The sequence below is a fragment of the Symbiopectobacterium purcellii genome (assembly GCF_019797845.1).
GTDB lineage: Bacteria > Pseudomonadota > Gammaproteobacteria > Enterobacterales > Enterobacteriaceae > Symbiopectobacterium > Symbiopectobacterium purcellii.
On sequence record NZ_CP081864.1, the window covers coordinates 2202589 to 2225518 of the forward strand.

Annotated in this window: 18 protein-coding genes, 2 pseudogenes and 1 other annotated feature; of the genes and pseudogenes, 12 read left to right on the forward strand and 8 right to left on the reverse strand. The window is 53.3% G+C overall.

The genetic code is table 11. From position 1 onward, the window contains the following. Position 1: 1 nt before the first annotated feature. The 3 genes from K6K13_RS10165 to topA form a co-directional block, all read right to left on the reverse strand. Positions 2–1009 carry an alpha/beta hydrolase family protein gene (locus K6K13_RS10165; RefSeq protein ID WP_222160679.1) on the reverse strand — a complete coding sequence of 336 codons (1008 nt, stop codon included), beginning with the start codon at positions 1007–1009 and terminating at the stop codon, positions 2–4. Positions 1010–1039: 30 nt separating this feature from the next. Beyond that, complete coding sequence (gene cysB / locus K6K13_RS10170) at positions 1040–2014, reverse strand: HTH-type transcriptional regulator CysB (protein ID WP_222160680.1); 975 nt, start codon at positions 2012–2014, stop codon at positions 1040–1042. 285 nt (positions 2015–2299) lie between these two features. Continuing rightward, the gene (gene topA / locus K6K13_RS10175; RefSeq protein WP_222160681.1) at positions 2300–4891 is read right to left on the reverse strand and encodes a type I DNA topoisomerase; all 2592 of its coding nucleotides are present in this window, start codon (positions 4889–4891) and stop codon (positions 2300–2302) included. A 513-nt stretch (positions 4892–5404) separates the two neighbouring features. Between topA and K6K13_RS10180 the strand changes: the two genes are divergently transcribed. Beyond that, positions 5405–5689, forward strand: a complete 285-nt coding sequence (locus tag K6K13_RS10180; protein WP_252120466.1) for a YciN family protein — start codon at positions 5405–5407, stop codon at positions 5687–5689. A 51-nt stretch (positions 5690–5740) separates the two neighbouring features. Here the strand turns inward: K6K13_RS10180 and sohB are convergent, their stop codons facing one another. Further along, positions 5741–6790, reverse strand: coding sequence for a protease SohB (gene sohB / locus K6K13_RS10185; protein WP_222160682.1), 1050 nt, complete (start codon positions 6788–6790; stop codon positions 5741–5743). Positions 6791–7104: 314 nt separating this feature from the next. On the opposite strand from sohB, the gene K6K13_RS10190 reads away from it, so the two are divergent. Both K6K13_RS10190 and cobO read left to right on the forward strand, forming a co-directional pair. Further along, positions 7105–7866 (forward strand): YciK family oxidoreductase, encoded by a 762-nt coding sequence (locus K6K13_RS10190; protein ID WP_222160683.1) that lies wholly within the window; start codon positions 7105–7107, stop codon positions 7864–7866. Between the two features lie 13 nt (positions 7867–7879). After that, positions 7880–8470 carry a cob(I)yrinic acid a,c-diamide adenosyltransferase gene (cobO, locus tag K6K13_RS10195; RefSeq protein ID WP_222160684.1) on the forward strand — a complete coding sequence of 197 codons (591 nt, stop codon included), beginning with the start codon at positions 7880–7882 and terminating at the stop codon, positions 8468–8470. Positions 8471–8544: 74 nt separating this feature from the next. Here the strand turns inward: cobO and rluB are convergent, their stop codons facing one another. Next, on the reverse strand, positions 8545–9417 hold the full coding sequence (gene rluB / locus K6K13_RS10200) for a 23S rRNA pseudouridine(2605) synthase RluB (RefSeq protein WP_222160685.1): 873 nt from the start codon (positions 9415–9417) through the stop codon (positions 8545–8547). 279 nt (positions 9418–9696) lie between these two features. Here rluB and K6K13_RS10205 point away from each other — a divergent pair, with 279 nt between their 5' ends. After that, a complete protein-coding gene (locus tag K6K13_RS10205; RefSeq protein WP_222160686.1) occupies positions 9697–10542 on the forward strand; it encodes a GNAT family N-acetyltransferase in 846 nt (281 codons plus the stop codon). A 25-nt stretch (positions 10543–10567) separates the two neighbouring features. Here the strand turns inward: K6K13_RS10205 and K6K13_RS10210 are convergent, their stop codons facing one another. Continuing rightward, on the reverse strand, positions 10568–11188 hold the full coding sequence (locus tag K6K13_RS10210; RefSeq protein WP_222160687.1) for an L-threonylcarbamoyladenylate synthase: 621 nt from the start codon (positions 11186–11188) through the stop codon (positions 10568–10570). A 22-nt stretch (positions 11189–11210) separates the two neighbouring features. Next, positions 11211–12134 carry an RNase RNM gene (gene rnm / locus K6K13_RS10215; protein ID WP_252120467.1) on the reverse strand — a complete coding sequence of 308 codons (924 nt, stop codon included), beginning with the start codon at positions 12132–12134 and terminating at the stop codon, positions 11211–11213. A gap of 249 nt (positions 12135–12383) precedes the next feature. Further along, positions 12384–12487 (forward strand) — a sequence feature (Trp leader region). Between the two features lie 66 nt (positions 12488–12553). Here rnm and K6K13_RS10220 point away from each other — a divergent pair. The 6 genes and pseudogenes from K6K13_RS10220 to K6K13_RS10250 all read left to right on the forward strand — a co-directional run bounded on the left by K6K13_RS10220 (position 12554) and on the right by K6K13_RS10250 (position 20502). Beyond that, the gene (locus tag K6K13_RS10220; protein WP_222160688.1) at positions 12554–14140 is read left to right on the forward strand and encodes an anthranilate synthase component 1; all 1587 of its coding nucleotides are present in this window, start codon (positions 12554–12556) and stop codon (positions 14138–14140) included. After that, positions 14140–15821: pseudogene (gene trpD, locus K6K13_RS23190) on the forward strand (anthranilate phosphoribosyltransferase). The gene K6K13_RS10220 and the pseudogene trpD overlap by 1 nt, the downstream one beginning before the upstream one ends. 7 nt (positions 15822–15828) lie before the next feature. Next, positions 15829–17205 carry a bifunctional indole-3-glycerol-phosphate synthase TrpC/phosphoribosylanthranilate isomerase TrpF gene (trpCF, locus tag K6K13_RS10235; protein WP_252120468.1) on the forward strand — a complete coding sequence of 459 codons (1377 nt, stop codon included), beginning with the start codon at positions 15829–15831 and terminating at the stop codon, positions 17203–17205. A gap of 83 nt (positions 17206–17288) precedes the next feature. Then, positions 17289–18482 carry a tryptophan synthase subunit beta gene (gene trpB, locus K6K13_RS10240; protein WP_222161044.1) on the forward strand — a complete coding sequence of 398 codons (1194 nt, stop codon included), beginning with the start codon at positions 17289–17291 and terminating at the stop codon, positions 18480–18482. Further along, positions 18482–19288, forward strand: a complete 807-nt coding sequence (gene trpA, locus K6K13_RS10245) for a tryptophan synthase subunit alpha (RefSeq protein ID WP_222160691.1) — start codon at positions 18482–18484, stop codon at positions 19286–19288. The genes trpB and trpA overlap by 1 nt, the downstream gene beginning before the upstream one ends. A gap of 496 nt (positions 19289–19784) precedes the next feature. Next, positions 19785–20502, forward strand: a pseudogene (locus K6K13_RS10250) (oligogalacturonate-specific porin KdgM family protein). Between the two features lie 187 nt (positions 20503–20689). Here the strand turns inward: K6K13_RS10250 and ompW are convergent. Beyond that, positions 20690–21322 (reverse strand): outer membrane protein OmpW, encoded by a 633-nt coding sequence (gene ompW / locus K6K13_RS10255; protein ID WP_222160692.1) that lies wholly within the window; start codon positions 21320–21322, stop codon positions 20690–20692. A gap of 283 nt (positions 21323–21605) precedes the next feature. On the opposite strand from ompW, the gene K6K13_RS10260 reads away from it, so the two are divergent. Beyond that, positions 21606–21968: a YkgJ family cysteine cluster protein gene (locus K6K13_RS10260; protein WP_222160693.1), complete on the forward strand. Its 363-nt coding sequence runs from the start codon at positions 21606–21608 to the stop codon at positions 21966–21968. A 136-nt stretch (positions 21969–22104) separates the two neighbouring features. After that, positions 22105–22857: a YciC family protein gene (locus tag K6K13_RS10265; RefSeq protein ID WP_222160694.1), complete on the forward strand. Its 753-nt coding sequence runs from the start codon at positions 22105–22107 to the stop codon at positions 22855–22857. The last annotated feature ends 73 nt before the right edge of the window (positions 22858–22930 follow it).

Genomic DNA, 22930 nt, shown 5'->3' on the forward strand with positions numbered 1-22930 from the left:
CTCAGCAACGTCTCTCCAAGATCCATTCTGCGATCGCGTCCAGGGCACCGGGCGCGTAGGCAGATTGCCCCGCGGCTAAAAATCCCCACTGCGTCCAGCGCGGCCATTGTTCGCTCAACTGATAATTAAACCATTTGGCGCGCAGCAAACCGTGGGTGGCATCTTTGACTTCGCGCAAACAACGGGAGGTTGCCACCGGCAGTAACCGGCTCCACACCGTTAACGTTTCCGTCGAAGAAACATTGAGATCCTGTGCCCCCATCAGCACCATCACCGGCGCACGCTGTGCGGCAATGTCCTGACGCGCGTCGGCTAGCGCATTACGCCGCTCAAAATCGTCTCGCGTACAACGTGACGCGCAAGGTTGCATCACCGTTTGCGGGGTAAAGCGTTGTGAATAAGCCGCGCGTTCTGTCGCAATAGCCGCGGCAATCGCCGACGATTCAGCCCCTTCTGCGGCTAAACGCTGCTGCATGTAGTAGAGACTTTGATCGCGCCAGTTTATCGCGGGGCCAATCAACACGATAAAATCTGCCGTAGCGCGCTGACTGGCATTGGGGACCACCCATCCCGCTTGAGAAAAACCGAGAAATCCCAGGCGACTCCCTTTCAATTCGGGGCGAGAGCGTAACGCATGCAGCGCGGCAACCGCTTCATCCGCGCGATCGCCCAACGTTTGTGCCAGCCACTCACCGCTACTGGCCGCCACGCCGGGTTTATCCCAGGAAAAGACGCCAATCCCCTGGGCAACCAGGGCATTGACCAGCGGAAGGTAACCCCCATCAGACCAACGATCCTGAGCCCCGTCGCCGTGCACCAGCAACACCACAGGCGGATTTTGTGTGTTATCAGGCAGCAACAGCGTGCCTTCAAGGTGGGTATCGCCCAGCGAAAACGATAATGTCTGCTGGGCGCGTTCAGGGAGTTCAAAAGCAGAGAGGCCATGTAACACGATGCCTGATATTACTATTAGCGCAAAGGCTACCACTGATAGCACAAGCTTGATCATGCCATGCACCTCTTTGATGAATAATCGACACTATTTTACTGGCAGCGTTATATCCTTGAACATAGCTTCAATTTCTTCATTTGAACGTAGGGCAATGGCAGAATCCACCACATCACGCGTGAGGTGCGGCGCAAAGCGCTGAATAAAATCATACATGTAGCTGCGCAGGAAGGTACTGCGGCGGAACCCGATCTTGGTGGTGCTGTAGCTGAAAATGCTATTGGCGTTAATGGTCATCAGATCCGTCTCCGTGCGCGGATCGACGGCCATGTTGGCAATAACACCAACGCCTAATCCCAGACGCACGTAGGTTTTGATCACGTCGGCATCCGTGGCGGTAAACACGATGCGCGGCGTCAACCCTGCGCGGTTGAATGCGGTATCCAGCTCAGAACGGCCGGTAAAACCGAAGGTGTAGGTAACGATCGGATACGCTGCCAGCTCTTCAATGGTGATATCTTTTTTCGTTGCCAACGGATGATCGGGTTTCACCACCACCGCGCGATTCCAGTGGTAGCACTGCAGCATGATCAAATCGTCATACAGATGCAGCGCCTCAGTGGCGATGGCAAAATCTGCCGTCCCTTTCGCGACCGCTTCGGCTATCTGCGTTGGCGACCCCTGATGCATGTGCAGTGAAACGCGAGGATAGCGCTCAATAAAACCTTTGATGACATCCGGCAGTGCGTAACGCGCCTGCGTATGCGTGGTCGCCACATAGAGCGAACCTTTATCAGGATAGGTGTGTTCTCCGGCTACTGCCTTGATGGCATCTACCTTGGAAAGCACTTCCCGGGCGATTCGCACCACTTCCTGGCCTGCCGGCGTTACCTGAGTCAGGTGTTTACCGCTGCGCGCAAAGATTTGAATTCCGAGCTCATCTTCCAGCATTCTCACCTGTTTACTGATCCCCGGTTGCGAGGTATACAAACCCTCAGCCGTTGAGGAAACGTTCAGGTTATGATTAACAACTTCAACGATATAACGAAGCTGTTGCAATTTCATATGTCATCCCATGTTATTGAGCATGTGCATCAGGCACGAATAAATTATCTACCGTTGCTTTACTTTTTCATGATGCCGCAACATTTGCAGTGCCATGAAAAGCAGACGGTTATTTCATCATATTAAGGTCATTTAATCATAAAAAATATTTTTATATAACTATTATCTTTACATCGATAAAAATAGCGCCCTCAACCTGAGCTGAGTGAGGGCGCTCATTCTAGCGCACGGCGGCGTGATCCTCTCACCTAGATCGCTATCTTCCTACCCAGATCTGGCAGCGAATTATTTTTTCTCAGAGGTCCATTTGCCGTCTACATAGAATGCGGACCAGCCCGTCGCCTTACCGTTTTTCTCCGACGCAACGTATTGCTGCTTGGTTTTACGACTAAAGCGAACCACCGCTTTGTTGCCCTCGGCATCTTCCACTGGCGCATCGGCCAGATAGCGCAGTTTTTCCGGCAGGCGATCGCGGAATCGCACCAGCTCTTCCACTAACGGCGCGCGGGTTTCTCGCGATTTAGGGAAGGTATTGGCAGCCAGGAAGACCCCAGCAGCGCCGTCACGCAACACAAAGTATGCATCGGATTTTTCGCAAGGCAGTTCGGGTAAGGGAACCGGATCTTCCTTCGGCGGCGCGACCTCACCATTGCGCAAAATCTTGCGGGTATTGGTGCAGCTTTCGTTGGTGCAGGCCATGTATTTACCAAAACGCCCCATTTTCAGGTGCATATCAGAACCGCATTTGTCGCACTCCACCACCGGACCGTCGTAGCCCTTGATACGAAACTCACCGTTTTCGATCTCGTAGCCATCACATGCCGGGTTATTGCCGCACACATGCAGCTTGCGCTGGTTATCGATCAGGTAGCTGTCCATGGCCGTGCCGCATTTGCCACAACGACGACGGGCACGCAGCGCATTGGTTTCCGCCTCATCCCCTTCCAGCACGTTCAACACTTCGGCTTCAGGGATCAGGTTGATGGTGGTTTTGCAACGCTCTTTTGGTGTCAACGCATAGCCGGAACAACCGAGGAACACGCCAGTGCTGGCGGTGCGAATCCCCATTTTACGTCCACAGGTCGGGCAATCGATGGTAGTCAGCACCATGGCATTGGGGCGCATCCCCCCGACTTCCGGATCCATTTCCGCTTTTTCCAACTGCTGGCTGAATTCGGCAAAAAACTCATCCAGCACCCCTTTCCATTCCGCCTGGTTGTTGGCGACCTGATCAAGGCTGCTTTCCATACGCGCAGTAAAATCGTAGTTCATCAACTCACGGAAATTTTCTTCCAGACGGTCGGTAACAATTTCACCCATTTTTTCCGCGTAGAAACGGCGGTTTTCCACCCGCACATAGCCACGATCCTGAATGGTTGAAATGATGGAGGCGTAAGTTGACGGACGACCAATGCCGCGTTTTTCCAGCTCTTTTACCAGCGAGGCATCGCTATAACGCGCAGGTGGTTTGGTAAAGTGCTGGCTCGGCAGCAATTTATCCAGGGTCATTACTTCGCCTACCTCAACGGTCGGCAGCGTGCGATCTTCATCACCTTTGCGCAGCGCTGGCATCACTTTGGTCCAGCCGTCAAAACGCAGGGTGCGCCCTTTGGCACGCAGTTGATAACCTTCCGCATTCACCGACAGCGTTGTGGAGTCATATTTGGCCGGCGTCATTTGACAAGCGACAAATTGACGCCAGATCAACTGGTAAAGTTTCTGGGCATCCGCTTCCATATCCTTCAGCGCATCCGCCAGAACGGCGACGTCCGAGGGGCGGATAGCTTCATGCGCTTCCTGCGAGTTTTCTTTACTGCTGTAGAGGTTCGCACTCTCCGGCAGGTAAGCGTTGCCAAAGCTGGACGCAATGTAATCGCGCGCCATGGTCAGCGCATCCTGACTCAGGTTGGTGGAGTCAGTACGCATGTAGGTGATGTAACCCGCTTCGTACAAGCGCTGCGCCATCATCATGGTTTTTTTAACGCCAAATCCCAGGCGGGTGCTTGCCGCCTGTTGCAGCGTGGAGGTGATGAAAGGAGCCCCCGGCTTGCTGCTGGTAGGCTTGTCTTCGCGCTCCGCGACCACATAACGCGCGGCCTCCAGCACGCTGACCGCCGCTGCGGTTTGCGCTTTATTGACCGGCTTGAACGGTTTGCCATCAACATGCGTCACCTGCATTTGCAGTGCAGCGCTTGATGACTGCAAATCCGCATGCAGTTCCCAGTACTCTTCCGGGATGAAGGCTTTGATTTCGCGTTCGCGCTCCACCACCAGACGTACCGCAACGGACTGAACACGACCGGCAGACAGCCCACGGGCAATTTTTTTCCACAACAGTGGAGAAACCATGTAGCCCACGACACGGTCCATAAAACGCCGCGCTTGCTGCGCATTGACCCTATCGATATTTAATTTATCTGGTTTTTCAAACGCCTGCTTGATCGCGTTCTTGGTGATTTCGTTAAACACCACGCGGCTGAAACGGCCTTCATCGCCACCAATGATTTCCCGCAGGTGCCAGGCAATGGCTTCCCCTTCGCGGTCAAGGTCGGTTGCGAGATAGACGTGGTCGGCATTGGCCGCCAACGTTTTCAGTTCAGAGACGACTTTCTCTTTGCCGGGCAATATTTCGTAATCAGCCTGCCAGCCGTGGTACGGATCAACGCCCATACGATTGACCAGCGCGGTGCGCTCATCTTTTTTGCCGGCTTTTTTCGCTTTACCAGGCTCAGCGCTCTTCTTTGCCGCCGCGGAACCGCTGGTCGGCAAATCACGCACATGACCGACGCTCGATTTCACCACGTAGTCATTGCCCAGATATTTGTTGATTGTTTTGGCTTTGGCCGGGGACTCAACTATGACGAGAGCTTTACCCATATGTATTGTTACCTACCGAATGCTTCATATTAACGTGTTGTTGAGGGCGTCTGGTCCCTTTTTCAAGGGGCATATACGTCATTTATTCTCTACCGCTACGCCTGTTCGCGTACTTCCAGCTTCACTAGGTGGAGATTCAAGAGTACATAACGGTCAATAAACCATTCCATAACCACATGACCATCCACGTTTTTTTGCTGTAATGACGGTTAACTGCCCGCGGTGCCGCTCATGCTGCCGCAACACCGTAAAGAATTTTTTCCGCTTAACGATACAAAATCCCACACTCTACCTGATAAATGCCGCCACGCAACCTAATTAGCATGGAAACGCGGTTTTCGCCAACCCCTACTGCTCATAGTTATCGGCTGAAAACGGCGTAGTCTTCAAAAAAATTACGTCGTCTTATCAACCTGTTTTCAACAGTTCAGAAAAAAAAGCGCAAAAAAGCACGAGCGAATGGCGTCGGGGTGGCGTTAGAATGGCGCCATGAGTTTCAGCAGGAGTAACACCATGTCAGACAACGTGACCATGGGCGCAGTGACCAGCGCCACAGAGAGAACCCCGCTCGACCGCCAGACGCTGTTAGAAGAAGCTAACCGTCTGATTCAGAACCACGATGACTATCTGCACGGCATGATTGCCACCGACGTTGACCAAAAGAATGGCGTGCTGGTATTTAAAGGGGATTATTTTCTGGATGATAACGGCCTGCCGACATTAAAAACCACGGCAGTGTTTAACATGTTCAAGCATTTGGCGCATGAATTGTCAGAAAAGTATCAACTGATCGACTAAGTGAGTACACCCTGTACGCGGTCTATCTTGCCGCGCACAGGAGTATGCGCATCAAACGAACGGGTGGCTGCCCCGCTGCCACCAACGCAGCAACAGACGCTCAGCGGAGTCACCCGCGTTTCCCATGATTTTATCCAGCAGGCGCTTGCGACGCGTATAGCGCACGCTCAGCACTTCATGCGTGGTGATTTCCTGGATCAGTAAATCGTCACTGGTGCCAATTGCATCGACCAGCCCTAACGTTTGCGCCTGTGTGCCAAACCAATGCTCGCCCGTGGCCGTTTTATCGATATCCAGCGTGGGTTGCATCTCTTTGACAAACTGTTTAAACAGACCGTGGGTCACGTTCAGTTCTTCACGGAATTTTTCACGCCCTTGCTCGGTATTATTCTCCCCAAACAGCGTCAGGGTACGCTTGTATTCACCGGCGGTATGCAACTCCACATCGATATCATTGTTTTTCAGCAACCGATTAAAGTTGGGGATCTGAGCCACCACGCCGATAGAGCCGATGATGGCAAACGGGGCTGCTACAATACGATCGGCCACACACGCCATCATGTATCCACCGCTGGCAGCAACCTTGTCCACGGCGACGGTCAACCGAATACCGCCGTCACGCAGGCGCTGTAACTGAGAAGCCGCTAACCTGTAGCCGTGAACCACACCACCGGGGCTTTCCAGGCGCAACAGCACTTCATCCTGCGGCGTAGCGACCGCCAGCACCGCCGAGACCTCTTCACGCAGCGCAGAAACTTCACCGGCGTCCATGCTGCCGTTAAAATCCAATACGTAAAGACGTGGTTTCACCACTTTCTCATCGCCGCGTTTGGCGCGCAGTTTTTCTTCTTTGGCGGCAGCCTTGTCCTCTTTTTTCTTACGCTTCGCAACCAGTTTGCGTTCCGTATCACTCATGCAGGTGTCGCGCATTTCATTTTGCATTTCGCGATACTGTTCGCCCAGGTTCATCACCTGCAACTCCCCTTTGCGTGGGCGTTTTCGCTGCGTGACACCAAAGGTCAACACGACCAGTGCGCCAATGGCCAGCACTATCGTAACTACTTTTGCCAGAAATAAGCCGTACTGAGAAAGCAATTCCACAAATACCGTCCCTCGTTCACTGAGTCATATCATGACGCCGCCGATGTTACCTGCGCAGTTGCCTGCGACACACCACACCATCATACCGCTCGTCTTACGCCACTCCACGGTTTTCATCAAACCGGCGCGAGAGCAAAGAGACAGCCTAACGTATGGCGTGAAATATGGCGATGTTATTCATGGGTTTTTTACGCCTGTTGCTGTTTTTTAACGCAGTGGCCTAAGAATGCGCCCGACGCGCATTGAATTCACTGGCGCATTGAGGCATAACTGCCGTTACTTCTTAGGATTTGCGGCGTAGAGAGGAAAGCACCGTGCATTATCAACCTATGAATGACCTTCTCAAACACCGCCTTATCCTGGTCACAGGCGCGGGCGATGGTATCGGGCGTGAAGCCGCGCTCACCTACGCGCGCCACGGTGCCCGGTTGATCCTGCTGGGGCGCACCGAACATAAATTACAGGACGTGCAAGCAGAAATCCTGCGTGAAACGGGGACTCACTCACTGATTGTGCCCTGCGATTTATTGACGATAACGGAACAGGCCTGCACTACGCTGGCAACGGATCTGGAAAAACAGATACCCCACCTTGACGGCGTGCTGCATAACGCGGGGTTGCTCGGGGATATCGCACCGATTGCTGGACAGGATCCGGCCACCTGGCATCAGGTGATGCAAGTTAACGTGAACGCCACCTTTATGCTGACGCAGGCATTGTTACCCCTGTTGCTAAAAGCCGCCAGCCCCTCACTGGTGTTCACCAGTTCCAGCGTGGGTCGCGTGGGCCGTGCAGAATGGGGAGCCTATGCGGTTTCCAAATTCGCCACAGAAGGGCTAATGCAGGTATTAGCCGACGAGTATCGCAATCAGCATTTGCGCGTTAACTGCATCAATCCGGGGGGAACACGCACCGCAATGCGCGCCAGCGCATTCCCGGATGAAGATCCGCAACGTCTCAAAACCCCAGCCGAGATTATGCCGCTCTACCTTTATTTGATGGGCGATGACAGCAAACGCAAAACCGGCATGAGTTTCGACGCACAGCCGGGAAGAAAGCCCGGTCCAGCCGTATAAGGGAGCCTCAACAATGGATAACGATCGCCACAAGCAGCGCCAGCAAAAGCTGAAACAACGGATTGACGAACGTATTGCAGCGGCCAACGAGGTGCGCGGCATCCTGATGGTTTTCACCAGTAATGGCAAAGGAAAAACCACTGCGGCCTTTGGCACCGCAACACGCGCGGTAGGCCATGGCCTGCGCGTCGGCGTGATTCAATTTATCAAAGGTGAATGGCCTAACGGCGAGCGTAATCTGCTCGCCGAGCACGGCGTTGAATTTCAGGTGATGGCAACCGGTTTTACCTGGGATACGCAGGATCGCACTGGCGATACGCTGGCAGCGCAGGCCGTCTGGCAACACGGTAAACGCATGTTGTCCGATCCTTCGCTCGATCTGGTGATCCTGGATGAGTTTACCTACATGGTGAGCTATGACTATCTGGCACTTGAAGAGGTAGTGAACGCATTACAACAGCGACCGTCCCATCAGAGCGTGATTATTACTGGTCGCGGCTGCCACCGCGAATTGCTGGAATTGGCGGATACGGTAACGGAAATGCGGCCGACAAAACACGCGTTTGATGCGGGTATAAAGGCTCAGCAAGGCATCGATTGGTAAGAAAATACGCTATTGATATTGCGGGGTGTAGCGACTGCACACCCCGTGTAAAACCGACTATCTATACATCACACTTAGCCGTTACGCTTTGGCGCACTGCGCCGCGCGGGACCAGCCTGACCGTGGCTTTTGACCGCACGACGAATTTGATTGGCTTTCACCCGACGACGCTCGCGCTCCACCGGCAATTTACTGGTAGTTTCCGCCGGCAATTGCACCAGCTCACGCAGATAGTTAAGCTGCTCGAGCGGCATTTCTGTCCACCCACCGCGCGGCAACCCTTTTGGTAATGGGATGTCACCATAGCGCACACGAATCAGGCGGCTCACCTGCACGCCGACCGCTTCCCACAGACGACGCACTTCACGGTTGCGCCCTTCTGTCAGTGTGACGTTATACCACTGGTTCAATCCTTCACCACCGCTGTACTTCAGGGTGCAGAACGATGCAGGACCGTCATCAAGCTGTACACCTTTGGTCAGTAGTTTGAGTTTATCCTCATCCACTTCACCAAACACCCGCACCGCATATTCACGTTCTACTTCATGACTGGGGTGCATCAAGCGGTTTGCCAATTCGCCGTCGGTGGTGAACAACAACAGGCCAGAGGTATTCACATCCAGACGCCCTACCGCTACCCAGCGCGAATCGCGCATTTTCGGCAAGCGGTCGAATACCGTCGGGCGACCATCGGGATCGCTGCGGGTGCACAGCTCACCTTCCGGCTTGTAATAGATCAGTACGCGACACACCGCTTCTTCGGTTTCCTTCACAGAAACCACGTGACCATCGATACGAATGCGGGTTGCCTTGGTCACCTCGACGCGGTCGCCCAGCGTCGCGATTTTTCCGTCCACGCTCACACGGCCTGCCTGGATAATGCCTTCAATCTCGCGGCGTGAGCCGTGGCCAGCGCGCGCCAGCACTTTTTGTAACTTTTCGCTCATTGAGCAGCCTCAGAGTGTCGCCTTCACAGGCGTCGGATAAAACAATGAGTCAACGTTAATTACCGCATAACTCACTGATGAGTATCTGTTTAACAGAGGAATTCGGGCAATGCCCCCCTGCTTATCGCCACATCGCCGTACCCCTAGCGCGAGTGGCCGATCATTCTACATGAATTTTAGGCTAAAAAGCGCATCTTGTTTGAGTACAACGGCATATCGACCGATAATCCTGTTTACAGGGAGCCGTATACGCTAGCGCCGACACTACAGGAAACGTCCATGACATCGATTTCACCGCTGGTCTGCCGTGATGCCACGCACTACAACAGCCATCAGATCGCCGCCATATTAACCGAGTGTTTCACGGATTACGTGGTCCCTTTCACCCTTGATGGCCCAACGTTTGCCACACGCTTTAACGCCGAGGGACTTTCATTGACCGAGAGTCGCATCTGGAGTGCTAACAATAATCCGGTGGCGTTGGCAATCATGGTGCGGCGCGGCTCGCGTTGCCGTTTGGCCGCCTTTGCCGTTCATCCGCGCTGGCGCCGTGGCGGATTAGGAACCGCGTTGTTAGAACAATTGCTGAATGAAGCACGTCAACGAGGCGACTGCGCCCTGTGGCTTGAGGTGATTAGCTGCAATGCAGCGGGCATTGCTTTGTATGACAAGATGGGATTTGTACGTCAGGACACCCTGTGCGGTTTTGCTGCACCACAGGGCAATGGAACAAAAAACAGTTCTGTAACATTAACGCGTTGTGATCCGGTCACCATTATCGGCAGCATGATCGCAGCACCGGATAACGGGCTACCCTGGATGATCGACCCGTTGGGCACGGTCGCCCTGCCGGCACAGGGATATCACAGCGGCAATGATGCCTACGCCATTGTTGCCACTGCGTTTACCAATCCACAGTTGCGGACGCTTTATGTCGCGCCCACCGCCCGGCGGCAAGGTCATGCACGGCGACTACTGCAAGCGCTGGCCGCGCAGTTCGAGGGGATTTATACCCCGGTTGCGGTACCGCAGGCGTTGACCCCGTTATTTTTACAGGCTGGTTGGGAACAGCACCCGACGACCCAATTTACGCTGTGCCATTCGTTGACGGAAACAGAACGCTGAGCGCAAAGCAGCGAGCGAGCCTTAATCACTGAAACGGTGAAATATCGCCGGTGCCTTCACGCACCACAACCGGCGCCGAGTCGGTCAGATCAATCACCGTTGTGGGTTTTTGTCCCAGAAATCCACCGTGGATAATTAAATCCACCCGTTTGCCCAAATGATCTTGAATCTCTTCCGGATCGGACTCCGCAAAATCATTGCCCGGCAGCATCAATGTGGTCGACATTAGCGGCTCATTCAGCGCTTCCAACAGCGCCAGTGCTATCTCGTTAGAGGGCACACGCAGGCCGATGGTTTTACGTTTTTCACTCATCAATCGGCGCGGTACTTCTTTGGTGGCTTTCAAAATAAAGGTGTAGTTACCGGGCGTATTGTTCTTGATCAGGCGAAACGCCGCATTATCCACATAGGCATAGGTAGATATTTCGGAAAGATCGCGACATACGATGGTGAAGTTATGGTTGCTGTCCAGATGGCGAATTTGACAAATGCGCTCCATCGCGTTCTTCTCGCCCAGCATACATCCCAATGCATAACCAGAATCGGTGGGATAGACCAGCACGCCACCTTTACGTAGCACATCCACAGATTGATTGATCAACCGGGGCTGCGGGTTTTGTGGATGAATATAAAAAAACTGACTCATAATACGTCCTTAAACATCGAATTTAGCGCGACGCTTCGCATCCGTCGGGGGGCACTGCGTCTGCGGTCAACAGCAAAGCGGCCAGCACGGGATGTTGCCACACTGGCGTCACCCCGCCGGGCAACCACAGCTTGCGCCCCAACTCTATCCAGGCACAGGGACGGTGAAAATCAGAGCCCTGTGAGGCATAGAGCTGAAAATCCTGCGCATAACGCGCCAGTTGAGTACGTTCGTCCGGCGCTTGTTGGCACTGGGCGACCTCCATCGCATCCCCCGTAGCGGCCACAAAACTGGCCAGCACCCGTTTGAGCCATTTGGGCGACAAATCATAGCGCCCAGGATGTGCCAGTACCGCGACACCGCCCGCATGATGAATAACATCAACGGCTTCTGCTATTGTACACCACTGCGGCGGGACATATCCGGTTTTCCCTTTTGCCAGATAGGATTTGAACACCTGCCCTACATTGTTGGCTTTGCCCTGCTCCACCAGAAAACGGGCAAAATGACCACGCGTGATTTCGCCCTCTCCAGCAAGGCGCTGTGCCCCTTCCAGTGCGCCCGAAATACGTGCTTTCTCCAACCGTTCACTGATGGCCTGCGCACGCTGCCAGCGGCGCGCCTTCTGTTGTTCGAGTAGCCGTGTGAGGGCGACGTGGTCGGGATCAATGCCTAAACCGACAATATGAATCTCATGGTTTTCCCACAGGGTGGAGATCTCAACACCACACACCAGCCGTAATGGCAGATTGCCTGTGGCTATCGCCTGCTGTGCAGTCGCCAGGCCAGCCACGGTATCGTGATCGGTGATCGCCAGAACACCAACGCGCATCTCGACGGCGCGTTGCACCAGATCACCGGGCGACAGTTCTCCATCCGAAGCGGTGGTGTGGCTGTGCAGATCAAACAGTGGGCTAGCGGACAGGGCAACGGAAAGTTCGGACACACAGGCACCTATGGTTGTTAATGCGGCTCAGGGGATCTGAGGCGCTGGACATCATGCCATTAAACACCGTCGGAGGGGAACCACACGACAGCGGTACGGTATTGATAAAATAAAATGTGTTAACCCGTTGACAATGCGCTCATGAACTAGTTAACTAGTACACATATTCAGTAAATAAGTGGAAACGTGATAATGGCAACGCACTTTCTCGCAATGGTAAACAGCAGCCCGCGCGGCAGCTTCAAAACCGGTGGTTGGTGGCGCTCTTCCCTATGGCGGGTGGAGTATTAACGCATAGCTGTTATCACAACATGCAAAATCTCTAAACCCGCTTAATTGGCGGTTTTTTTTATGACTTACTGCTGTGCGATGCCGTGAAACCGACTTAAAACGGGCAGCAGACAACCAGAGTAGCGACGATGCAAACATCAGCAACGATATCTTCATCCACCGATAAGCCGCAGCTTGAACTGCTGCGCATCGAAGCCGCTTATCGCGATAATCCGAGCGCGGTTTTCCATCAACTGTGCGGTGCCCGGCCAGCCACGCTGCTGCTGGAATCCGCTGAAATTGACAGTAAACAGGATCTGAAAAGCCTGTTGATCATTGATAGCGCACTGCGTATCACCGCACTGGGACAGCAGGTTTCCATTCAGGCATTTACCACTAACGGTGCGACACTGCTGCCACTGCTTGACCAACTGTTACCGGCTGATATCGATGTCGCCGTGCGTCCCAACGGTCGTGAATTAACCTTTCCCGCCGTGGATACCCTGCAAGATGAAGATGCCCGTCTGCGTTCGCTGTCCGTTTTTGACGCACTGCGTTTGCTGCAAACGCTGGTAACCAGCCCAGCGAGTGAGCGGGAAGCGATGTTCTTCGGTGGCCTGTTTGCTTACGATTTGGTTGCCGGGTTTGAGGCATTGCCGCCACTCAGCCAACAACAACGCTGCCCGGATTACTGCTTTTATCTGGCAGAGACCTTGTTGATTCTGGATCACCAACAGCGCGTCACGCATTTACAGGCCAGCTTGTTCACACCAGATGCCACCGAACGTCAGCGCCTGCAACATCGCCTGGCACAGTTAGGGGACCAGTTGCAGCAACCGGCACCCGCGCTGCCGCGTCAGACGCTGACGGATATGACGCTCAGTTGTAACCAGAGCGACGAAGAATACGGTGACGTGGTACGTCAAATGCAGGAAGCGATTCGCATTGGTGAAATCTTCCAGGTGGTGCCATCACGCCGTTTCTCCCTGCCGTGCCCATCGCCGCTGGCCGCGTACCAGACGCTAAAAGAGAACAATCCCAGCCCCTATATGTTCTTTATGCAGGATCAGGACTTCACCTTATTTGGTGCCTCTCCTGAAAGCTCGCTGAAATACGACGCGGATTCTCGACAGATCGAAATCTACCCCATTGCCGGTACCCGTCCGCGCGGCCGTCGGGCAGATGGTTCACTGGATCGCGATCTCGACAGCCGCATCGAATTGGAAATGCGCACTGACCATAAAGAGCTGGCTGAGCACCTGATGCTGGTCGATCTGGCGCGTAACGATCTGGCGCGTATTTGTGAAGCCGGTAGCCGCTATGTGGCCGATCTGACCAAAGTGGATCGCTACTCGTTCGTAATGCATCTGGTATCCCGCGTTGTCGGTACGTTGCGTAAGGATTTGGATGTACTGCATGCCTACCGGGCTTGCATGAACATGGGCACACTGAGCGGCGCGCCGAAAGTACGCGCCATGCAGTTGATTGCCGACAGTGAGAAAACGCGACGCGGCAGCTACGGCGGCGCCGTGGGGTATTTCAACGCGCACGGCGATTTAGACACCTGCATCGTCATCCGCTCTGCTTATGTTGAAGAAGGTATCGCTACTGTTCAGGCCGGTGCGGGCGTAGTGCTCGACTCACAGCCGCAGGCGGAAGCGGATGAAACCCGAAATAAAGCGCGCGCGGTGCTTCGCGCCATTGCCACGGCTCACCATGCCAAGGAGATCTTCTGATGGCCGATATCCTGTTGCTCGATAACATTGACTCTTTCACCTACAACCTGGTGGACCAACTGCGCGCCAGCTGCCATAACGTGGTGATTTACCGCAATCAGGTGCCGGTAGACACCATCATTGCCAGACTGAAAACCCTGGAAAAACCGGTTCTGATGCTTTCCCCCGGTCCCGGCACTCCGGCACAGGCCGGCTGCATGCCTGCACTGTTAACCCAACTGCGCGGACGTTTGCCGATCATTGGCGTCTGTCTGGGGCATCAGGCGATTGTTGAAGCCTATGGCGGCCACGTGGGCCAAGCCGGTGAAATCCTGCACGGCAAAGCCTCGTCCATTGAACACGATGGCCTGGCGATGTTTCAGGGATTGCCTAACCCCTTGCCGGTGGCGCGTTACCACTCCCTGGTAGGCAGTCAGGTGCCTGATGAACTCACGGTCAATGCCCATTTTAATGGCATGGTGATGGCAGTGCGTCACGACGCCGATCGCGTCTGCGGCTTCCAGTTTCACCCTGAATCTATCCTGACCACTCACGGTGCCCGTCTGCTGGAGCAGACGCTGGCGTGGGCGCTGGCATAGGCCTTATCGCGACCCACAACGAAAACCATTACCGAATTTAAGGATATAGTATGTACGCTTCTGTAAACACGCTGACCGCCGCTCCGCTCGATGCCCCCCTGGAAACACAGGCTATTCTGGAGAAACTGTTTGGTGCTCAGGCCATTTCCCGCGCTGAGAGCCAGGCGCTGTTTAGCGCGATTGTGCATGGCGAGTTAGAACCTGCGCAGTTGGCAGCCGCACTGATCAGTATGAAAGTGCGCGGTGAACACCCGGAAGAGATCGCGGGCGCGGCGGCGGCCTTACTGGCGGACGCGCAACCGTTCCCACGCCCTGACTACCTGTTTGCCGATATCGTCGGCACCGGCGGAGATGGCACCAATAGCATCAATATCTCAACGGCCAGCGCGTTCGTTGCCGCCAGTTGCGGCGTGAAGGTCGCCAAGCACGGCAACCGCAGCGTCTCCAGCCGTTCCGGCTCTTCCGATTTGCTGTCTGCCTTCGGCATTAAATTGGATATGGCACCCGAACAATCACGTCAGGCGCTGGACGATCTCGGCGTTTGTTTTTTGTTTGCACCGCAGTACCACACCGGATTTCGCCACGCGATGCCAGTGCGTCAGTTACTGAAAACCCGCACGCTGTTTAACGTGCTGGGACCGCTGATTAACCCGGCACGTCCGCCGCTGGCGCTGATTGGGGTTTACAGTCCGCATCTGGTGACCCCCATCGCTGAAACGCTGCGTGTGCTCGGCTACCAACGTGCAGCCGTCGTGCACGGCGGCGGTATGGATGAAGTCGCGCTGCATGCCCCAACTCAAGTGGCGGAATTGCGCGATGGCAAGGTGGAAACCTACGAGCTGACCCACCGCGATTTTGGTCTCGATAGCGCCCCGCTTTCTGCACTCCAGGGCGGGCTGCCCGAAGAAAACCGTGATATTCTGGCGCGCCTGTTACAAGGCAAAGGCGAACGCGCGCAGGAAAATGCCGTGGCCGCCAACGTTGCATTACTGTTGCGTCTGTTCGGACAAGAAGATTTGCGCCAGAACGCGCAGCAGGCATTGGATATTATTCACAGCGGGCAGGCTTATCAGCGCGTGACAGCGCTCGCCGCCAGAGGGTAAAGGTGCTATGCAAGAATCAGAACTGAACAAGACCGTATTGGGTAAAATCGTAAAGGATAAAGTGAGTTGGATTGTTGCGCGCCAGCAAGCACAGCCGTTATCCAGCTTTCAAGCGGACCTTGTTCCTAGCCAGCGCGATTTTTATGCGGCGCTCAAACATAAAAAGCCCGCGTTTATTCTGGAATGCAAAAAAGCATCGCCTTCCAAGGGGCTGATTCGCGAAGATTTTGATCCGGTGGCCATTGCACGCGTCTACAGCGATTACGCTTCTGCCATCTCGGTGCTGACCGATGAGAAATATTTTCAGGGCAGTTTTGATTTTTTACCGCGCATCAGCGCTGTCGTCAGACAACCGGTGCTGTGCAAAGATTTTATCATCTTGGAATACCAGATTTATCTGGCGCGCCATTACCAGGCCGACGCCATTCTGTTGATGCTCTCCGTACTGGACGATCATGAATACCGGGAACTGGCCCAGGTTGCACACAGCCTGAAAATGGGCGTGTTGACAGAAGTGAGTAACGAGGCTGAACTGGAACGGGCTATCGCGCTCAACGCCCGCGTGGTCGGTATCAATAATCGCGATCTGCGCGATCTGTCTATCGATCTCGAACGCACTCGCACACTGGCCCCGCGCTTACCCAAAAATGTTACCGTTATCAGTGAGTCAGGGATTCATAACGCGGCACAAATTCGCGAACTCAGCGCCTACGCGAACGGCTTTCTGGTAGGCAGTTCGCTGATGTCAGAGCCCAATCTGTCATTGGCGGTGCGCCGTCTTATCCTGGGCGAAAATAAAGTGTGCGGACTTACGCGTGCGATAGATGCTGCTGCGGCGTATAACGCCGGCGCAGTGTACGGTGGCTTGATCTTTGTCCCCTCTTCACCGCGTTGTGTAACACCGGAATTCGCCCTGACGGTAATGTCCGGTGCACCGTTGCGCTACGTCGGCGTGTTTCGTAACGCGCCCGCCGCTGAGATTGCGCAAACGGCCCGACAACTGGGGTTGTTCGCCGTGCAATTGCACGGCAACGAAAACCAGACCGCCATTGATGACCTGCGCGCGTTGCTGCCCACCGCCTGCCAGATCTGGAAGGCGCTCAGCGTTGAGAAAAAGCTGCCCAAACGCGATTTTGCCGCTGTGAATCGCTACCTGTTCGATAACGGACAAGGCGGTAGCGGTGAGCGTTTTGACTGGAATTTATTGCATGATGCCGATCTGAGTAACGTACTGCTGGCGGGGGGCGTGAATGTGTTCAATAGCGCTAAAGCCGCGCAGTTCGGCTGTGCCGGGCTGGACGTTAACTCTGGTGTCGAAAGCGAGCCTGGGATCAAAGACGCGGTGAAAATACATGCCGCCTTTGCCCCACTCTATCCGCAATAATCGCCGGCCAGCACGGCGCGGCACGCTTTAATTTTTTGATTAGCACTGACAGGACAGACAGGACAGACAGGACAGACAGGAACATTATGACGTTACTTAATCCTTACTTTGGTGAATTCGGCGGACAGTATGTACCGCAGATACTGATCCCTGCGTTACAACAATTGGAACAGGCCTTTGTAGACGCACAAAAAGATCCTGAATTTCAGGCTGCCTTTACCGATTTGTTGAAAAACTATGCCGGTCGCCCCACGGCGCTCACCCGTTGCCGTAACCTGACCCAGGGCACGCGTGCTACGCTGTACCTTAAGCGCGAAGATCTGTTGCACGGCGGCGCGCACAAAACCAACCAGGTGTTGGGTCAGGCGCTGCTAGCCAAGCGCATGGGGAAAACCGAAATTATCGCTGAAACCGGCGCTGGACAGCACGGTGTGGCAACCGCGCTGGCATGTGCCCTGCTCGGCCTGAAATGTCGCATCTATATGGGTGCCAAAGACGTTGAGCGTCAGTCACCTAACGTGTTCCGTATGCGTCTGATGGGGGCCGAGGTGATCCCGGTGCACAGCGGATCTTCTACCCTGAAAGATGCCTGTAACGAGGCGCTACGGGACTGGTCCGGCAGTTATGACAAGGCTCACTATCTATTAGGTACTGCAGCCGGTCCGCACCCGTTCCCGACCATTGTGCGTGAATTCCAACGCATGATTGGCGAAGAAACCAAAGCGCAGATTCTGGCGCACGAAGGGCGTTTGCCTGATGCCGTCATCGCTTGCGTGGGCGGCGGCTCCAACGCCATTGGCATGTTTGCCGATTTCATCGAAGAAACCCCGGTGCGTTTGATTGGCGTTGAACCGGCGGGGCTGGGTATTGAAAGCGGACAACATGGTGCCCCGCTGAAACATGGCCGTGTCGGGATCTACTTTGGGATGAAATCACCCATGATGCAGACCTCCGACGGCCAAATCGAAGAGTCCTACTCCATTTCTGCCGGGCTGGATTTCCCGTCAGTGGGACCGCAGCATGCCCACCTGAATAGTATCGGGCGCGCCGACTACGTCTCGATTACCGATGATGAAGCACTCGACGCGTTTCAGGAATTGTCCCGCCATGAAGGGATCATTCCAGCACTGGAATCTTCCCACGCATTGGCACATGCCTTGAAGATGATTCGTCAGGAGCCTGAGAAAGAGCAGTTGCTGGTGGTTAACCTCTCTGGCCGTGGCGATAAAGACATATTTACAGTGCACGATATTTTGAAAGGTCGGGGGGAGATCTGATGGAGCGTTATCAACAACGGTTTGCACAGTTGGCAGAAAAGCAGGAAGGTGCCTTTGTTCCCTTCGTTACCTTAGGCGATCCGACGCCGGCACTCTCATTGCAGATTATCGACACACTGATTGATGCTGGTGCCGATGCATTAGAATTAGGCATCCCGTTTTCCGATCCTCTGGCAGACGGCCCCACGATTCAGGCCGCAACCCTGCGTGCCTTTGAAGCGGGCGTGACCCCCAGCCACTGTTTTGAGATGCTGGCAGCCATCCGCCAGAAGCCCCCTACCATGCCGATTGGCCTGTTGATGTACGCCAATCTGGTTTTCAGCAACGGTATCGATGCCTTTTACCAGCGCTGCGCCGACGCGGGCGTTGATTCCGTGTTGATCGCCGACGTGCCGATTGAAGAATCTGCCCCCTTCCGCGCCGCCGCGTTGCGACATAACGTTGCGCCCATCTTTATCTGCCCGCCTAACGCGAATGACGCCTTGCTCAGAGAGATTGCCTCTCATGGCCGTGGTTATACCTATCTGTTATCCCGAGCTGGCGTGACAGGCGCGGAGAAGCGCGCTGAACTGCCGTTGCACCACCTGATAGCCACGCTGACGGAATATCACGCTGCGCCTGCGCTACAAGGCTTCGGTATTTCGGAACCGTCACAGGTTAAAGAGGCTATCGCTTCCGGCGCCGCGGGGGCAATTTCAGGCTCAGCCATCGTGCGCATCATTGAACAACATCGGCATCAGCCAGACGTGATGCTGGCAAAACTGCATGATTTTGTCAGCCGTATGAAAGCCGCCACGCGCGGCTAATCCAGGCTGTTTTCCCTTCCCCGTCGGGTTTCTCTCTGACGGGGACAGCATTTTTCACTAGGTTGTCTTGCCAACCCCACCGTTTATCGAATCTGTTCCCGCATAGGGCAGTGGAAAAAATATTTTTTCGCACTGGCAATACCCTGTTTATGATTATTTTTTGAAGGTATTCACCAAACACAAAAACGATTTTTAATATATCTAAATAAGCAATAATAAATATATTTCAAATTACTTTAATTTGTAAAATTAATTTCAAATTGAAAGATAAACTTCAAAACGGAAAAATATAAAATTTAAAACGATATTTCAAATTTAAATACATAAAATATCGCTTGATTAATTGAACGAAATCACAAAAATGAAATAGCTGAACTAATATCTGATTTTGAAGATCTTGTTCACATTACTGTAAGAAAGAATACATACAATGAACTTGCTATAAAAAAGTAGCGTCTTCTCTTTAATAATAATTCTCTTGACATGGGATAATATAATGAAAGCTAAATTACTCGCGGTGTTGGTAACTTCGTTAGTCAGCATGAGCACCATGGCTGTTACCATCGACTACCGTCATGAAATGAAAGATACCAAATCTGCAAACCATCAAGACCGTTTGTTGATTTCTAACCGTTTTGACAACGGTTTTGGTCTGTCCATGGAAGGTAAATGGGCACAAAGCGGTAAAGACACTACGCCGAACAGACCGTACAGCGAGCCTGTCAGCAACGGTACCGAAGTGACTGCAAGCTATCTGTACAAGTTTGACAAAACCATTTGGTCAGGAAGCTGGTCTGAACTTCGTATCTGACTCTGTTAGCGCCAAATACCGTCCTTACGTCAAGGGCACCGCGAACATCACTGATTCTCTGTACGCAGGCCTGCGCTATCGTCCGTTCTACCAGCGTAACAGCGGTAACATCGGCGGCGCTAACACTGACATGAGCGGTTATACTATCACCAGCACCCTGGGTTATAAACTGCCTGCCAACTTCAACGTTGAGTATGAATTCGAATACAACAAAAACACCAGAGCGGGTTCTGCTGGCTATATCGCCGACAAAGAAAACGACAACATGACTCACAACGTCAAGCTGGCGTACAAATATGACAAAAACTGGACCCCGTATGCTGAAGTGGGCAACGTCGAAGGCAGCAAAACCACTGACGAACGTCAAACTCGCTTCCGTGTTGGTGTTCAATACAACTTCTAATCGCTAACCGTTTATTACGTTAGCCTTATTGGTTGGTTTTACCCTGTGTTGAAAAACGGCGGATTAATACCCGCCGTTTTTTTGTGCCCGGGAAAAATATAGTTTAGTGCGTGATAGTTTATATGAAAATAAATACGACACTCGAAAGTGCCGTAGATATAATTGTTAATTTCAAGTTATGACTATATTAAAAGCGATAGCCGACGCCAAACATAAAGGTAAATGGATCGAGACGGGTACTGATCGATTGGGGACCGGCAGGAGAATTAAAACGCACATCAGTATCAATATCCATCCACCAGAGTGAAGCGTTAATCAGCCAGTTATTATCCAGGTTATAATCCAACCCAGCCTGTGCCGCGACTCCCCACGAGTTTTTCGCACTGAGATCGCTTAACCCCATACTTTTACCGTGATCGTTGAATTTCTCATCAAAGAACATCGTGTAGTTGATCCCGACACCAAGATAAGGACGCAGTTTGTCTTTCGCATCACGGAAATAATACTGCGCCATTAAAGACGGGGGCAAATGACTCACCTGTGCAACGTTACCGACAGTTTGCAACCCTACATTGTGTGTAACCGGGGTTGCAGCCAGCAATTCCACGCCAATGTTATCGGTGACCATGTAGCTGAACGTCAGCCCCAACTGCGTATCGTTGTCGACCTTAAAAGAGCTGACGTTAAGCACCGTGTCCCCACCCGCATTCGGACGCACGGTAGCGGTTCCTGCACGCACAATAAAATCACCAGCCTGATGCGCCTGAGCGAAGACAGGCAGCAACGTTGCGACGAGTAGAGCCAAAGACGTTTTTTTCATTATTACCCACTCCCTTTATATGGTTTAAAGTCGAGCGCAGAATACCTCTAAGTAGGTATTCTTGTTTTAAGCCAGATCACAACTTTCACGCTGAAAAAGCGAAATTCAAAACACATCAAGATGCGCTAAATACTTAAAAAAACTAAAATTGATCTGCATCAATTTTCAACCTAAAGTGCAATTAGTGCTCAGGTTAATGCTGCGCCTTCACACCGCTGAAGCGTTGACGCTATAGTGAGCGACAGTCCGGCACCCTGTGATGACGTTGTGGAAGAGGTAAACCATGGACGCGTCGAACCCGAAATCAAATAACGGTGACAATCTCAACAGTTGCCTGCAATGCGGTGCCTGCTGCGGTTTTTTTCGTGTCTCATTTTACTGGGCAGAGGCTGATGATGGTGGCGGATTGACGCCAGCAAGCCTGACAGAACCGATTACGCCGTTTATTCGCTGTATGCAGGGCACCAACAGCACAGTGCACTGTCGTTGCACTGCGCTTGAGGGCGAGATCGGTCAGGCTGTCAGTTGCAACATCTATGCACAACGCCCTTCGCCGTGCCGTGAGTTTTTACGATCGGGCGAGAACGGTCAGGAAAATGGCGCCTGCAACCGAGCCAGAGCTCGCTATGGCTTGCCCCCGCTTTAACCTACCGAATAAAATTGCAGCGAATACCCTTTTCAGACGCGCAGCAAGGTGCAACCTTTTGAGGTAACAGGTTACAATGTGGATCATTGGGCGCGATGACGCGTCGTTTTCCCTGTTGAATAGCCAAGGAGCCTTCATGTCTATCACGGCCGGTACCCTCTACCGTGACACTATGAATTTTACGCGTAACCAACTTATCGGCCTGTTGTTGCTGTCATTGCTCACGGCGGTCATTACTGTCATGTTAAATCAGGCATTGATACCCGCGCCGGAACAGTTACAGCTATTAAGTAATGTAAGCGGCGATCTCTCCAGCACCGGTCAATTAGGGCTGCACGACCTGATTCAACAAATGACGCCCGAGCAACAGATGGTGCTACTCAAAGTTTCCGCTGCCAGCACCTTTGCAGCACTGGTCGGCAATGCGTTGCTGACTGGCGGCGTGCTGACGCTGGTGAGACAGGTCTCGGCCGGACAACCGACCAGTGCGCTACGTTCGATTGGTGCCTCTGCGCCGCTGCTGCCGCGACTGTTCTTTTTGATTCTGGTAGGTACTATTTTGGTGCAGTTGGGCATGCTGCTGCTCATCGTACCGGGGGTGTTACTCGCCATCGCGGTGAGTTTATCACCGGTGATCGCCGCAGTAGAAAATAAAGGCGTTTTCGCCTCTATCCGCCTCAGTGCAAAGCTCGCCTATAGCAATCTGAAGCTGGTCGCCCCTGCCGTGCTTTTTTGGCTATTAGCAAAAGTGGCCCTGCTGATGTTGGTTGCGCGTCTGCCACTGGCATCGCCGACCACCATGGCAATCCTGATGAACGGGGTGAGTAACCTGGTATCTGCCATCTTTTTGATCTATCTTTTCCGTTTGTATATGTTGCTGCGTCAATAATGTGCGAACCTGCCGTCTGCGTCTGTGGACGGCAGGTTTAATTAACAGAAAAGTAATGTTCTGCAAATTCTTA